Consider the following 15,183-nt stretch of genomic DNA (forward strand, 5'->3'; position numbering starts at 1 on the left):
AGTAACCACCTAGAGACCGGAGAGATTCTCCGGTCTTTTTGTTATGCTTCAGATCAAAGGGTTTGGAAGCACTCACTTTTGGATCGGGCCTCTGATAATCTGCTGCAGCAAGCCGGCAGCAGATTCTGGCGAGTAATACGTCTGGCGCAGCTGCAGTAACCCTACTGGAATAGGAGAAAGTCCCAGTTTTAGATCAAGTTGCTGGATTCCCGGAATTAGTGATGTAGATTCCAGAACAACACCGACAGCAGCTGTATGTCTTAGCATATGAGGAATCATGGAGATCGGAGTAACGGAATGGATCAGAGCCGGAGACTTGCGGTAGCACGACAGATATTTCGCAAATTGAAGATGATACAGACAGGTAGGTCCCCCGGCAGTAAGCGGATAATCGAGAATATCTTCGAAGGAAGCAGATACAGAATGACATAACGGATGGTTGTAGTCAGCGACAAGCACAATTTTCTCCTCATACAGCGGATCAAAGTAAAAAGCAGATGCATCCGCTGGAGAACCGCAAATGGCAAAATCCAGCCGGTCACTTTGCAATTCCTCTATCAACCTATCGGTATTACCGGTTGTGATCTGGCAGGTGATTCGCGGTTTTTGCTGTTGTAATTGGCGTATAGCATCTGGCAAAATCCTGTGGATTGCCGATTCAATTCCGCCAATACGCAGAGTGCCCACTTCATCCTGCTGCAGGGATCTGGCGAGTTCGGCTGTATTATTCCAGTGCCGGATCAGATGATCCACTTCTGCTGCAAAAATCTGTCCGGCTGGAGTAAGCTGAACATCCCAACCTCGCTTGAATAGCTGAATTCCCAGTTCTTTTTCCAAACGCTGGATCTGGTTGGTAATGGTGGACTGGGCATAATTCAATTTTTCTGCAGCACGGGAAAAGGTCTTCTCCTGCACAATAGTCTGAAAAGCAACAAGTTCCTTTAGATCCATAATGATCACCTCTATCGTATAAATCGATTAACTTCATATATTTATTCCATTATATAGATAAAGAAATATCACGTACACTGAAGTCATTCCCAATAAGGAGTGATCAAAGATGCCTTTTATCCGTGTGAGTTATTTGGAACAGCAATATGAAGACGTTCAATTACAGCATATCAGTAAAATTATTATGCAAGCATTGATCGATCATTTTAATGTACCGGAGGACGATTGTTTTCAGGTTTTTCATGCTCATAGTAAAGAAGAGTTTTATTATCATCCCCGTTATCTGAATGTAGAGCGAAGCGATAGACTAATCTTTATTCATATCACCTGCAAATCGGGCCGAACGATCCGGCAAAAACAAGATCTGTATCGTCAACTGGCACATCAGCTGAGTATAGGAGTGCCGATGCGTCAGGAAGATGTATTTATCGTTATCAATGAGAACGAATTCGCCGATTGGTCATTCGGTAATGGAGTCGCCCAAATGCTTCCTGTCTCAGAGGAGGTATCCGAATGACTCATCCAGCAATTCCGTCCAGCGCCAGAGAAGCTTACGGAGAGATCGCTCCGGAATTTGTCCGTTATTCGGAAGATCTATTATTTGGAGAAGTATGGAGACGTGAAGAGCTGTCCTTGCGAGACCGTAGCCTCATTACTGTAGCGGCACTTACAGCTGGAGGAATGGTGGAGCAGATGCCATACCATATGCGCCTGGCTATGCAGAATGGAGTGCAATCATCCGAGTTAGTAGAGGCAATCACCCATCTGGCCTTTTACACAGGCTGGCCTCGCGCAGCAGCTGCCCTCACGGTAGTCAAACAGATGCTGGCACAATCGGATCAACTTGACAATAAAGGGCAGAAATAGACAGCTTTCCATAGCACAACAGAGCCAAGATAGGTTTATCTAATCAAGGTAGCCATCTTTTTACTGGAGTTGTATATAAATAAAAAAGACTTCTTCGTCCGATTTCGATTAGCCCTGTCTTTAATGGGTAAAAATTGGAAAAGGATAAGGAGGGATATAATGCTCAAAATGCATGAAAAAGGAAAAATAGTGACACTTGCTCTGCTGCTGGCCCTGCCGGCTTCTGCCTACGCAGCGGAACCACAGGCGACAGCGCCAGCAGCAGAACAAACGGCACCGGCTGCATCAGGTGATACTTCTACCTCAGCATCTACCGATAAAGAATCTACTTCATCCGCTGTCAAGTCCAAAGCCAGCGTGACGGATTCACTCAAAGGTGGATACACAACAGCAGCTACCAAGATGATGGTGCCGTGGTCGATGCAATTTGCCGGAGATACAGTATATATTACGCAGCGTGTAGGTGGTATCGTGCAGGTCAAGAATGGCAAGCAGACTTTGCAAAAAGTACAGACCAAGAAGCCGCTGCGCGTAGTCGGTGAAGCAGGCCTGACCGGTTTTGTGCTTGATCCGAATTTTGCCAAAAACAAATCTGCCTATATTTATCATGCTTATGAAGAGAAGGGCGAAGGCTTCAACCGCATCGTCAAGGTCAAGTTGACCGGTAACACATGGAAAGAGCAAAGCGAGCTGTTGAAAGGCATCCCGGGTGGCCGCATTCATGAAGGTGGTCGCCTTGCTATTGGTCCGGATGGTATGCTGTACAGCACTGCTGGAGAGACCAATCGTCGCGAACTGTCCCAGGATCTGAAGAGCTATGGCGGCAAGATCCTGCGCATGACTACAGCCGGTAAGATTCCAAAAGACAATCCGATCAAAAACTCCTACGTCTATGCCTACGGGCTGCGCAATTCCCAGGGTATCGCCTGGACATCCGACGGTAAGATGTACGCTTCCGATCATGGACCAAGCGGTGCACCGATCCCGGGTGGCGGCACCGACCGTACCGGTCTGGACGAGATGAATCTGATCAAGCCGGGTGCCAACTACGGTTGGCCGGAAGTAATGGGCAAGGAGACAGCCACCGGCATGACACCGCCGCTGTACGTAGCAAGCTCCAAAGCGATCGCTCCATCCGGTATTGCCGTTACGCCGGATGATACGATTCTGGTAGCGACATTGGCAGGAGAGAGCCTCAAAGAGTTCGATCCGAAGACCAAAAAGATGACCAATGTACTGACCGGTGTAGGACGGGTACGTGATGTTGCGGTACACGACGGCAAAATTTATGTGCTGACCAACAATACATCTGGCGGCAATGGTAATCCGGGATCGAACGATGATCGGCTGCTGATTTTGAAATAATATATTTGGTGACAGGTGACAGGTGACAGGTGACAGGTGACAGGTGACAGGTGACAGGTGACAGGTGACAGGTGACAGGTGACAGGTGACAGGTGACAGGTGACAGGTGACAGGTGACAGGTGACAGGTGACAGGTGACAGGTCCAGTCACAGATCGCAGCAAGGGCTATAACGTATGCTGTGGGTCTAGCAGTGTACATTGGAATGGCCTGGAATACAGCCAATAAAATAAAGCAGGCAGCGGATCATTGGAACCCGCTGCCTGCTTTATTTATATTATTTGGTTGATAGTTTCTTATACAAGCTAAGCAGCTAAATACTGTATAAACCTATCCATCATGCTACCTATGGAATGAAACGATATAGAAGCTGGATAATCTATGTATTTTCTTTGGCAGCAGGAAGCTTGCGCCGCATCGGTGGCAACTTCAGATTGGTACCCCATCTCCATAGCCATTCAAAAGGCCCATAATGAAAATGTCGGAGCCAGATATGACTTCCCCACATTTGTAGACCAAAAAAGATCAGGGAAAGCAGCAACAATATTGTATAAGGCATTTGATTGATCAGGCCATGGTCTCTAAAAAATGACTCCCCGGATGGAATAAAGATACTGACAAATACCAGCGACTGCAGCAGATAGTTGGTAAAAGCCATCCTTCCTACGGCTGCGAAAGGCCGGGTGAGAATAGACATCCGCCGGGATGAACTCATCAGAATGATCACGAATGCAATACCGAGCGAAACCGAGAAATTAATCAGATTTTCATTGTCTAGTGCCCAGAAAGAAGTTTCGATATCAAGTATTCTCTTCTTGCCATATATTCCTGCAGCCAGTAAAACAATAGCAATCATCCAGCCTGCAACTCGATAGCGAGGCAGTCTGCCAAAAATATTCAGACGATAAGCGAGCATACCTGCCAGAAAGAAAAAAAGATGCGGGAGAACAAACTGAAATTGATACAAAAGTTTCTTTACAATGGGATTGCTATCAAATGAGTAATCTGTTCCCCACCAGAACAAGTTTTTAATCATATGGGTAATGTTAAACTGGATACCCTCACTCAAATTAAATGACTCTTCGTCTATATACATTAAAATTCCACTTTGCATTTCGTTGAACAATAATGTCGACAACAAGGTAAACAGCAAAAGCGGCCAGGCAGACATCGAGATAAACAGCAACAGTATGAATCCAGCCAGGGCATACATGAGCAGAATATCGCCATGCCAAATAAAGGAAAAATGAATGTAGCCAATCAGCATCAGCACGAACATTCGTCGGAACAGCGTGAAAAATGGATTTTTGCCGCGTCTTTTTACATTGTCATAAATTAATACCATACTTATACCAAACATAAATGCAAAGAGCGGGCGCGAACTATTCTCAAAAAGCAGGCGCAGCAGATGAAGCAAAAAATTCGTGAGTACACTATCGTCTCGAAGCGCAGGTATCAACGTATCTGTATAATGAAATGATATCCGGCTTAGGGCAGGCAGGTTCATCAAGAAAATCAGTAGTAGTGCAAAACCGCGAAGTTGATCCAATACCTGAATACGTTGATTTGATTCAATACTTGTTATCTCTTTTTCCAAACTCATTCCTCCGTAAAAAATATCTTTTTATGTAATAAAATTACTATAACGGTTTTTTCATATGAAGCCAACAGGTGCTTGAATGTATGAGTCACTTTGCATTGCATAATTAACAGAAGAGCAACTAATCCTACTCAGCTATGACGTTCCCAAATTACCTTTAAAATACATTTTAAAATGGCAACAGTTGACCAGATAGAAGCTGCCGCTTAGAAAAGACAGGAAGGTATACCCATGAATTCTTTTGTAACATTAGCTGAATAGATGATGTAAATATGCGTATAGCCATTCTTTTATTCACATGCTGCACGGTATATTAAATGAACAATGGAAGAGAAGTGAATTCACTGTAATATAAAAAAGCCGCCCTGTCCGGACGGCTTTTTCCATACTGATCTGTTTATGTTGAGAGAGCTAATCGTGTACCCATCCTGATCAAAGCAGCAGCTACGACGAACTGCCACATCATTCCGATTTTCTTTTACAGATAAATACTTCGTGTCTTCTCCTCCCAATATTCCAGCAATTCCGGATACGCATAGAGATCTATACCCTTCTGCCGCACAATCTTCTGAGCAAAAATAGTATCGGCAAACATTCGGTTGATAATAATCTTGCCAGCCGCATGATCTCGGAAATAATCCAGCAGTTCTAACACACGGGAAAAGTCGAAATAAAGCACATAACATACATAATTCTGCAGCAGTATCCGCAGACAGTGATCATGATAAGGCGCAGGATCAGCCGTTGTCGTCAGTTTGCTCATCACCTCGAAGACAGCCGTAAGTTCTTCTGCGCTGCCAAACCAGTCATCCACATGATGAATCCATGATAGCGCCTCTTCCAGTCCGTCTTCCGCAGGTAGCTGCAGGCCGGTAGTTTTGCCTTCGATCGTATGCAGCAGTTCCATGGTCAGCTGCCCGGCACTCTTTATCTCGCCCGGCGAGATCACTAGCTGACCACGATAGACCGCATGATGTTCAATATAGTAGGCATGGTATCGCTCCAGATAGTCTTCTACCGTAATTCCTGTCTCCGTATGAATTAGATCCTGTCCGCAAAAGGAGAACGATTCCAGTGTCTCTCCATTCACCGGATGACTATACAGATAGAACCAGAACAGAAAGTCTCGCAGTCCGGCTCGCTGCGTATCCTTCAGACGAGTAATCTGCCCAATGTGGGACAGCTGCAGAAAGCAGTAGCTTTTCATAAAGTCATTCATGCGGTTATACGCATGGACAGGGACAATCGATAGCGTCGTATTCATCGTGAACAGCAGATAATACAGCACCATCTCTTCGTACACATCCAGCCGGGGAAAAGACGCTGCCAGTATGGGCTGTCGGTCGGGATTGGCCGTATAATGTGGATCAGGCGGCTGAATCTCATACGCCCATTCACGGAATGTGGACTCCTCATAACCTGCAAAAAACAATTCACAGCTTCCATCTTCACAAGCGAAATAAGCCAGTTCCGATGAAGAAGAATCAGGCGGCTGTTGCTGGTATTTGATACGGATATAATTGGTATAGATAGATGGCAGAAGCATAGATAGCACTCCATTTCTGTATATGGATTACTCGGGGTCAGGATTAATCATTGCATCTATTATAGCGTACCTCCCCGGATGATATTTAGTGACGGTGAAGCAGTGTGCTGAATAGACAGTATGGTGGCAGCCTATACAGCTGTTGATGTGGCGAGTGACTGTATTGCTGTGCAGGATAGTGGTATACTTCTTTAAAATGAAAACGTATCCAAAAGGAGCTGATCGCGATGTCTGCCTATAATGCCGCTTCGGATGTGCATCATCCGCAAAAGGGTCATCGTCTGGAAGATATTCCTGCCCATGATCCATTTGTGCTGACAGATACACAGCAGCAGCTATATTACCTGTATACCGGAGGATCGCCGAAATGGAACGGGATGGATCGTTATGGTGTGCTACTCTACCGAAGCACCGATCTGACGGAATGGGAAGGACCGTATACGGTCTTTGCGATTCCGGACGGCGTATGGGCACATCCGCAGCATGGAGCATGGGCACCCGAGGTGCATGAATACGAGGGGCGCTACTATCTATTCGTGACACTACATAACAATGAGCGTCCGCTGACAGGCGAGCCGGTTCATGGTTACAGCAAGCACTGGCGAGGTATGGTGATGGCAGTCAGCGATTCTCCGGAAGGGCCATTTGAGCTGATACACCGGGATAGACCAGTGCTGCCGGAGACGATGATGACGCTGGATGGAACGCTTTACCGGGACCCAAGCGGCGCACCATGGATGGTCTACTGCCATGAATGGATTCAGACGATCGACGGCACGATCGAGGCAGTTCGCTTAACAGAAGATCTGTCGGCAGTGGTAGGCGAGCCGATCCATTTGTTTGGTGCTTCATCGGCACCATGGATTCGGGAAGCGGCTGCGGCATCGTCATCCACCATGGAGGCAGCTGCCGTGCAGCAGGAAAGGGAAATTCCGGTATATGTCAGCGATGGTTGTCAGCTGTACCGCACATCCGGCGATGAGCTGATTATGCTCTGGTCGAGCTATGAAGGAGACAGCTATGTACAGACGATGGCGCGTTCCCTGACCGGTGAGCTGGCAGGTCCATGGGAACAGCTGGAGCCGCTAATCAGGGAGGACAGCGGGCACGGTATGCTGTTTCGTACGCTGGAAGGCAGCTGGATGCTGATTCTCCATCGTTCTTTCCAAATGCCGGACTCCAGATGCTTCCTGTATGAGATGGAAGACACAGGCGATCATTTTCGGGTAAAAAGGTAAAAGAAAATGCACAGTAGCGACAGATGATATCGCGCACCTGCATCCTGCAACGTACCTTCAAGCAAGCAAATGCGCCTGATTTCAACATAGGAACGGGAATATACCTGTTTTTTCTGGATAACTGAGTTAAACCGTCGGTTTTGTATTATTAATGTTATATGGGTAAACTTCTCACTTTTTTTTCCAACTGCATATGGTTTATAATTAGGAGACAAATGTCGATAAAATTTTAACAGTGTAGTTATTTTCGTTATAATGTATACAGAAAAGGGATGTTCCTGAGTGGAGCCTTGCTTCTTGTATCACCTAAGCGGGAGGGCCTGCTCTTTTTTGCAAATATAAGAGATAAGGAAGGTTTTTATGAGCAGCATACAGAAAAAAACAGACATTATCTTAATTGGTGCCGGAGTCATGAGTGCGACGCTGGGATCATTGCTGAAAGAGTTAGCACCGGAGTGGGAAATTAAAGTGTTTGAGAAACTCGCAAGCGCTGGAGAAGAAAGCTCCAACGAATGGAATAATGCGGGTACAGGTCATGCTGCCCTATGCGAGCTGAACTATACGACCGAGAAACCGGACGGTTCGGTAGATATCAGCAAGGCGGTACAGATCAATGAGCAATTCCAGCTGTCCCGGCAATTCTGGTCCTTCCTGGTGAAGAGCAATCTGATCCGCAATCCACAGGACTTTATCAAGCCTATCCCTCATATGAGTCTGGTCATGGGCGAGAAAAATGTATCTTTTCTGAACAAAAGATTTAAAGCGCTATCAAAACTGCCATTGTTCGAAGGTATGGAGTATTCGGACGATCCGAACAAGCTCAAAGAGTGGATTCCGCTCATTATGGAAGGTCGCTCGTCCAACGAGCCGATTGCAGCGACCAAGATCGATTCCGGTACGGACGTGAACTTTGGTGCGCTGACACGCATGCTGTTCGATCATCTCAAAAGCAAAAATGTAGAGATTCATTATAAACATAGCATCAAAGATATCAAGCGTACGAGCGATGGTCTGTGGTCTGTCAAAGTGCAGAACCTGGATAACGGTAAAGTGGAGCATCATATTACCAAGTTTATCTTTATCGGTGCTGGCGGCGGCAGTCTGCCCCTGCTGCAGAAAACAGGCATTCCCGAGTCCCGTTATATCGGAGGCTTCCCGGTCAGTGGACTGTTCATGGTCTGCAACAACCCGGATGTAGTCGCCCGCCATCATGCCAAAGTATATGGCAAAGCCAAGGTCGGTGCACCGCCGATGTCGGTACCGCATCTGGATACCCGCTATATCGGGAACAAGAAGGCATTGCTGTTCGGTCCATTCGCCGGATTCTCGCCGAAGTTCCTGAAGACCGGCTCCAATCTCGATCTAATCGGATCGGTCAAGCCGAATAATCTGTTCACGATGCTGGCTGCTGGTGCCAAGGAAATGGGACTGACCAAGTATCTGATCCAGCAGGTCATGCTGTCCAATGACAAACGACTGGAAGAACTGCGCGAATTTATTCCTGATGCCAAGCTGGACGAATGGGAGATTGTCGTCGCCGGTCAGCGTGTACAGGTAATCAAGGATACACCTAGCGGCAAAGGAACCCTGCAGTTCGGTACGGAAGTAGTCAGTGCGGCAGACGGTTCTGTCGCTGCGCTGCTGGGCGCTTCTCCAGGCGCTTCGACAGCGGTACATGTCATGCTGGAAGTACTGCAAAGATGCTTCCCGCAGCGGATGAACGAGTGGGAACCGAAGATTAAGGAGATGATTCCTTCCTACGGCATAGCACTGGCAGATCATCCTGAGATGTTCCATGAAATCTTCGCGTCTACTACCCAAACGCTGGAATTGAGCGAAGAAAAGCACCCCAGTATTGACTCTCTGAAAATGGTCACCGAGCCCAAGGTATTTGGAGAACCGGTTAAATAACGATCCAAACGTCAAGACAAACAGTCTATTCCCGTCTGGCTGCAGGTCATGCCTATACCCGAACGTGAACAACAGAAAACAGGTTCCAAATGAACCCCCTTCAGCCCAAGAGCTAAGGGGGTTCTGTCTGTATAGGCATAAGTTATGGATGCCATACCCTGGGCATCACGCTAAAAGTAAAAGCAAAATGCACTGCTGGCTCCAAATGATTGCCTAAGCACACAAAATGTTGCAATCTTCTCATGTCCCGGACGATAAGCGTCTGCTATATTGATCATGGTTATGATGTAAGCGCTTTACATTAAGCGGATCGCAGAGTATTTGCTTTGAAAGGGGATAAAGGAATGAGAAGAAACAGACAGGCAGCACTTCTGCTGCTGATTATGATTATGGTGCTTGGTCTATGGCCGGTACATACAGCAGAGGTGGCGGCAGCACCATTTACAGCTAGCCCGGCGATTGTGAATGGAGGATTCGAGACAGACTTCTGGCAGGATCATTCCTGGCAGGTCGATGCATCGGACTGGCAGCAGGCGGATATTCAGCATTATGCCTATGCCAGCGATCCATTTATTACACCTTCCGAGGATACATATGCTTTTAAATACTGGATCAATAACGGAGCATCTGCCGAGCAGCAAATCAAGGTAAGCCAGACGTTATCACAACTTCCGGCGGGCAGCTATGAGCTGTCTGTACAATCGATGGGCGGAACAGATGCTCAGGCCGGTCATGTACAGGTATTCGCAGATACCTATCAAGGCAGTGAAGTAGCTACAGCCGGCTACAATCAATGGGGTACAGTGACACTGAAATTTGTACTGACCGAGCCGGTATCCCATCTGACTATTGGCGCCCGCATCCGTGGTCAGGCGGGAGCATGGGGCTATCTGGATCGATTGGAGCTAAAGCAGACCAGTACCAATACGAGTCAACCAGTCGCGGCCGATATTTTTGTCAAAAAAGTGGAGGGACTGAGCCCGGACTTTATCAAGGGTGTCGATATCTCCAGTATTATCTCGCTGGAGCAGAGCGGCGTGCGCTTCTACAACGAACAGGGAGCCGAGCAGGATATTTTCACCACACTGCATGAGTCCGGCGTGAACTATGTACGTGTGCGTATCTGGAACGATCCTTATGATACAAAGGGCAGAGGGTACGGCGGGGGTACCAATGATCTGGCCAAAGCTATTGAAATTGGCAAGCGGGCAACGGCTAATGGCATGAAGTTGCTGGTCGATTTCCATTATTCCGACTTCTGGGCAGATCCGGGCAAGCAGCATACTCCAAAAGCATGGGCAAACTTGAGTCTGGAGCAGAAGGGTGAGCAGGTGTATGCATTTACCCATCACAGCCTGGAACAGCTGATTGCGCAGGGGATCGATGTAGGCATGGTGCAGGTCGGTAACGAGACGAATCAGTCTTTTATCGGAGAGAAGAATTGGACCCATATCAGCGCACTCTTCAATAAAGGCAGTCAGGCAGTACGGGCGGTAGATCCGAATATCCTGATCGCGCTGCATTTTACCAATCCGGAATCGGCAGGGCGGTATGCTTCGTATGCCAAAGCTCTCGCAGATAACGGTGTAGATTATGACGTATTTGCCAGTTCGTATTATCCGTTCTGGCATGGAACACTGAACAATCTGACATCAGTACTGAAGCAGGTTGCCGATACGTATAACAAAAAAGTCATGGTCGCTGAGACATCATATGCCTATACGGCAGAAGATGGCGACGGACATGAGAATACAGCGCCGCGAAGTTCCGGTCAGGTACTGGATTACCCGATCAGCGTACAGGGACAGGCAACCTCGGTTCGCAATGTAATCGAAGCGGTATCCAATGTGGGCAGTGCGGGAATCGGTGTGTTCTACTGGGAACCTGCGTGGTTGCCGGTAGGACCCAAGACTAATCTAGAGCAGAACAAGCAGCTATGGGAAAAGTATGGGTCCGGCTGGGCAGCCAGCTATGCAGGCGAATATGATCCCGATGATGCAGGCAAATGGTATGGCGGCAGTGCTGTCGATAATCAGGCACTGTTCGACTTTACCGGTCATCCGCTTCCTTCACTCCACGTATTCAACTATGTGAATACCGGCGCAGTGGCACCACTACAGGTGGATCAGATCCAGCCTGCAGCGGTAACCGTCAATGCCGGAGACCCTGTCACCCTGCCGAGTTCGGTGACAGTTACGTATAACGATGGCAGTACAGGTACTCTGGCAGTGGAATGGGATCAGGAAGCAATGGAGCAAGCTGTTCGTCAGGGAGCGGGCAGCTACACGATTGCCGGCACAGTAGCAGGTGGCTATCCAGCACAGGCGAAGCTGGAGATTCGGCGTGCCAATCTGCTGCGTAACGGCAGCTTTGAAGACAATGACCGTAGCATGTGGCAGATCAGCTACGGAGCGGGTACTTCACCGCATACCGATTATCAGAACAAGGCCTCCGATGCACGGACCGGCCAGTATTCTCTTCATTACTATTCGGCAGAGCCGGTGAACTTCCGGGTACAGCAGGATGTATATGATCTGAAGCCGGGTTATTACGAGTTATCCATGTCTATTCAGGGCGGAGATGCCCGCAATGCGAAGATGAACCTGTTTGCTCATACCAATGGTCTGGATGTTCAGCAGGAGACAAGTGTGAATGGCTGGACACAGTGGAATGAGCCGGTTATCCGCGAGGTCAAAGTGACCGATGGTCATCTGCTGGTAGGTGCATCGATTCAGGCAGATGGCGGTGCATGGGGATCGTTGGATGACTTCTATCTGACCTTTGCTCGCGGACTGGATAGCACTGAACCGGACCATGGCAGCCAGCCAGTGCCAGGTCCGGGTACGACTCCAGATCCGATACCCGGACCACAGCCTACTCCAGAGCCAGAGAATCCTGCTCCTGCACCGGACAAAGGATCTTCCAGTAGTTCATCCGGCGGCAGTACTTCGGCAGGACGAAGCGAGACCCTGACAGGCAGTGTGGATAGCGGTACCGATGGCAGCACGTTGTCGAATCTTTCTATTCAGCGTACGACACGAGCAGATGGTACGCAAAAAGATCTTGTCAGCTATACCGCCTCACAGGCACGTCAAGCTGTAGATCAAGTGAAGGCAGCCGGAGGCTCTGCGATTCGTCTGGTGATGCCCGTTGCTCCGGATACCGTGAAGGAGCTGCAATTTATCCTGCCGCAGGATACGGCACGAACACTCGCTGACAGTGCAGTCAGTATGGAATTGACGACCCATTACGTCAGCCTGCGTCTGCCGAAGAATACATTATCAGCCCTAAGCAGCAGTCACCAGTTCACGATTGCTCCAATCCAAACAGCTGCTGCTCTAGAAGCATTAACTGCACGAGCCAGGCAAAATTTACAGGTACAGCAGGCTGCCGGATCATCGGGTATTCAGATCATCGGGCAACCGCTCCGGATTGATAGCGATCTGCAAGGACAGAAGGTACAGCTCACACTGCCATTATCTCCGCAGAACATGCCTTCCGATCCACAGCAGCAGGAGAACTTCCTGCAACAGTTGGCGATCTATGTGGAGCACAGCGACGGTACACAAGAGCTGATTACGCCGAAGGTTATACGGGAGAAGGATCAGCCTGCCGGACTGCAGTTCGAGGTGAACCAATTCAGCACCTTTACCGTGCTCAAGCTGGCACAGCCATTAGCTGACCGTAATATTCCAGTAGATAATTCCAATCCGGCGTCTGCTGAATCGTATATGAACGGATATCCGAATGGAACATTTCAGCCGGAGCGCATGGTAACACGTGCTGAACTGGCAGCTATCTTGTCCCGTCTGACTATGCTATCTTCGAACACGGCAGATACAGCAGCCGATTCAAGGGATACAACTGATATCATTCCGTCTCCAAACAGTCTATCCTATACGGATGTGGACACTCACAGCTGGGCTGCTGCAGCGATTGAACAAGCAGCAAAAAGGGGCTGGATGAAAGGATACGATAGCAATGTATTTGCCCCTGCCCGCCCGGTAAGCCGTGCTGAAATGGCGACCATTCTGGTACGCTGGCAGCAGCTGAACAGCACAGATTCCGCTGCATTTACAGATACAGCCGGACACTGGGCTGCAGCAGATATTGCGGCAGTGCAGCAGGCTGGTTACATGCAGGGAATGCCGAATGGACGCTTTGCCCCTAATCAGGCACTCAGCCGCGCCGAAGCGGTTACCCTGTTCAACCGGGTACTGAACATACAGCCAGCATCTGGCACAGCAGCTTCCCGCTGGTCGGATGTTCCGGCAGCATACTGGGCATTCGGTGATATTGTCTCGGCGACGCAAAAGTAAAAACAAAGGCTGAAGTAGCAGCTGATTCAGGAGATCTACAGCAGAAGAAACAGAAGAAGCCTGTTCGTTTGACCAACGCGGTCAATCGAACAGGCTTTTTTTGATCGTCAAATATACATTTTCATACGCTACTCAACATAATATTCTGAATAGTTAACTTGAATATATTGAGACAGATTATTGTTTAGCTGTTACCAATCGATCTTCCATACTAGTCACATTATAAAGGCTGGAATTTGCCTTGTCAGTCATATACTTTTGAAAAAATGAAAGTTCAATTCCCGTCATTTTATAAAAGAACTCAATATCTACATTCCATTCATCCTCAATCATCTGGCGTAGATCTAGCATTCCTTTGGTCGCAATAAGATCTATAATAGTCTTGATTCGGGTAGGTTTTGGAACAGGCAGCACCTCGTCCAAGGGCTCGATTTGCAAATAACTCTTGCGATGCAGTGCAGCATAGAAGTTATGGCGTTCCCGAGTATCAATAATGCCAAGGTGGGCTGCTCGATACCCGAGTGCCTGAATCGAAGTATTCCATTTTTTTTTCAAATCGATATAACTGTCTGGCTGAGTAGGCCGCTTAACATTTTTCATATCTGAGATAAATTCAGCTTCTGGCAGCAGGAATGCACCAGCAAACAAATTTGCTTCCTCTTCGATAGTTTTATGTTCTTTACGGTCCATGTGAGTAAATTCCATACGATAATGCAACAATAAGTGTCCTAATTCATGAGCGATATCAAAATGTCTCCGTACAGATGAACGCTTTAGATTACCAAGTATAATATAAGGTCGATTATTTTGTGTCCAGAGACTGTACGCATCAATCTTTTCGCCAATAGCTTTTTCAAAAATAAACACACCGCTTTTTTCGATTAGGAATATTAGGTCCTTATTATGATCTTTGGCCATTCCAAGGCTAGTTCGTGCGAGTTCAGCCACCCGGTAAATTTGGGTTGTTCGGTCATCCTGTGACGCATTGAGATAAGCGATTACTTCATCTCTTAAATGGATAATCTGAAGTGAGGGAATTCGTACACCGGATGTAATATCATCTATAAAGGCGTCTAAATACTCTACATGCTTGGCTTCTGCCTGCGTTTTATAAATTGTATTCAGAATTTTTGAACGGTAGGCAATATTAGTGATGTTAATATTAGCCGATTTTGTTCCGGTAGCAAGCTTGTCTTGATGATAAAAATATTTGTTTTTTACATGAAAAATGCGCTTTAATTCATTAATAGTCTGCAATTTTGGGGCAGTATATTCGTTCTCATACTGCCAGACTGCCTGCTCTGTGACTCCGAGCATTTCAGCGAGTTGCTTTCTTGAATATCCGTGCATGATTCGTAGATTGGTCAGATTAGAACCAATGAACATG

Annotated in this window: 10 protein-coding genes; 6 read left to right on the forward strand and 4 right to left on the reverse strand. The window is 47.6% G+C overall.

Translation table 11 applies throughout. The features are described from left to right. Positions 1-72: 72 nt before the first annotated feature. The gene (locus WH46_RS14825) at positions 73-951 is read right to left on the reverse strand and encodes a LysR family transcriptional regulator (RefSeq protein WP_046227333.1); all 879 of its coding nucleotides are present in this window, start codon (positions 949-951) and stop codon (positions 73-75) included. Positions 952-1,060: 109 nt separating this feature from the next. Here WH46_RS14825 and WH46_RS14830 point away from each other — a divergent pair, with 109 nt between their 5' ends. The 3 genes from WH46_RS14830 to WH46_RS14840 all read left to right on the forward strand — a co-directional run bounded on the left by WH46_RS14830 (position 1,061) and on the right by WH46_RS14840 (position 3,183). Continuing rightward, entirely contained in the window at positions 1,061-1,468 is a 408-nt protein-coding gene (locus WH46_RS14830; RefSeq protein WP_046227334.1) for a tautomerase family protein, read from the forward strand. After that, complete coding sequence (locus WH46_RS14835; RefSeq protein ID WP_046227335.1) at positions 1,465-1,818, forward strand: carboxymuconolactone decarboxylase family protein; 354 nt, start codon at positions 1,465-1,467, stop codon at positions 1,816-1,818. Before WH46_RS14830 ends, WH46_RS14835 begins: the two co-directional genes overlap by 4 nt. A 159-nt stretch (positions 1,819-1,977) precedes the next feature. Next, positions 1,978-3,183, forward strand: coding sequence for a PQQ-dependent sugar dehydrogenase (locus WH46_RS14840; RefSeq protein ID WP_046227336.1), 1,206 nt, complete (start codon positions 1,978-1,980; stop codon positions 3,181-3,183). A gap of 378 nt (positions 3,184-3,561) precedes the next feature. Here WH46_RS14840 and WH46_RS14845 read toward each other — a convergent pair whose 3' ends face one another. After that, positions 3,562-4,779 carry a DUF418 domain-containing protein gene (locus WH46_RS14845; RefSeq protein ID WP_046227337.1) on the reverse strand — a complete coding sequence of 406 codons (1,218 nt, stop codon included), beginning with the start codon at positions 4,777-4,779 and terminating at the stop codon, positions 3,562-3,564. 481 nt (positions 4,780-5,260) lie between these two features. Beyond that, a complete protein-coding gene (locus WH46_RS14850; RefSeq protein WP_046227338.1) occupies positions 5,261-6,328 on the reverse strand; it encodes a hypothetical protein in 1,068 nt (355 codons plus the stop codon). A 227-nt stretch (positions 6,329-6,555) separates the two neighbouring features. Between WH46_RS14850 and WH46_RS14855 the strand changes: the two genes are divergently transcribed. The 3 genes from WH46_RS14855 (at position 6,556) to WH46_RS14865 (ending at position 13,796) form a co-directional block, all read left to right on the forward strand. Next, on the forward strand, positions 6,556-7,566 hold the full coding sequence (locus tag WH46_RS14855) for a glycoside hydrolase family 43 protein (protein ID WP_046227339.1): 1,011 nt from the start codon (positions 6,556-6,558) through the stop codon (positions 7,564-7,566). Positions 7,567-7,926: 360 nt separating this feature from the next. Beyond that, positions 7,927-9,477, forward strand: a complete 1,551-nt coding sequence (locus WH46_RS14860) for a malate:quinone oxidoreductase (protein WP_046227340.1) — start codon at positions 7,927-7,929, stop codon at positions 9,475-9,477. Between the two features lie 344 nt (positions 9,478-9,821). Continuing rightward, a complete protein-coding gene (locus tag WH46_RS14865; RefSeq protein WP_046227341.1) occupies positions 9,822-13,796 on the forward strand; it encodes a glycosyl hydrolase 53 family protein in 3,975 nt (1,324 codons plus the stop codon). A 177-nt stretch (positions 13,797-13,973) separates the two neighbouring features. Here the strand turns inward: WH46_RS14865 and WH46_RS14870 are convergent, their stop codons facing one another. Continuing rightward, positions 13,974-15,182, reverse strand: coding sequence for a spr1629 family repressor/antitoxin (locus tag WH46_RS14870; protein ID WP_046227342.1), 1,209 nt, complete (start codon positions 15,180-15,182; stop codon positions 13,974-13,976). Position 15,183: the final 1 nt, after the last annotated feature.

This window comes from Paenibacillus dauci, from assembly GCF_000971985.1.
Lineage (GTDB): Bacteria > Bacillota > Bacilli > Paenibacillales > Paenibacillaceae > Saccharibacillus > Saccharibacillus dauci.

Excerpts from the sequence above, each read along its gene's own strand:
- WH46_RS14825 (WP_046227333.1), bottom strand. The coding sequence starts at position 951 with ATGGATCTAAAGGAACTTGTTGCTTTTCAGACTATTGTGCAGGAGAAG.
- WH46_RS14830 (WP_046227334.1), top strand. The coding sequence starts at position 1,061 with ATGCCTTTTATCCGTGTGAGTTATTTGGAACAGCAATATGAAGACGTT.
- WH46_RS14835 (WP_046227335.1), top strand. The coding sequence starts at position 1,465 with ATGACTCATCCAGCAATTCCGTCCAGCGCCAGAGAAGCTTACGGAGAG.
- WH46_RS14840 (WP_046227336.1), top strand. The coding sequence starts at position 1,978 with ATGCTCAAAATGCATGAAAAAGGAAAAATAGTGACACTTGCTCTGCTG.
- WH46_RS14850 (WP_046227338.1), bottom strand. The coding sequence starts at position 6,328 with ATGCTTCTGCCATCTATCTATACCAATTATATCCGTATCAAATACCAG.
- WH46_RS14855 (WP_046227339.1), top strand. The coding sequence starts at position 6,556 with ATGTCTGCCTATAATGCCGCTTCGGATGTGCATCATCCGCAAAAGGGT.
- WH46_RS14860 (WP_046227340.1), top strand. The coding sequence starts at position 7,927 with ATGAGCAGCATACAGAAAAAAACAGACATTATCTTAATTGGTGCCGGA.
- WH46_RS14865 (WP_046227341.1), top strand. The coding sequence starts at position 9,822 with ATGAGAAGAAACAGACAGGCAGCACTTCTGCTGCTGATTATGATTATG.
- WH46_RS14870 (WP_046227342.1), bottom strand. The coding sequence starts at position 15,182 with ATGTTCATTGGTTCTAATCTGACCAATCTACGAATCATGCACGGATAT.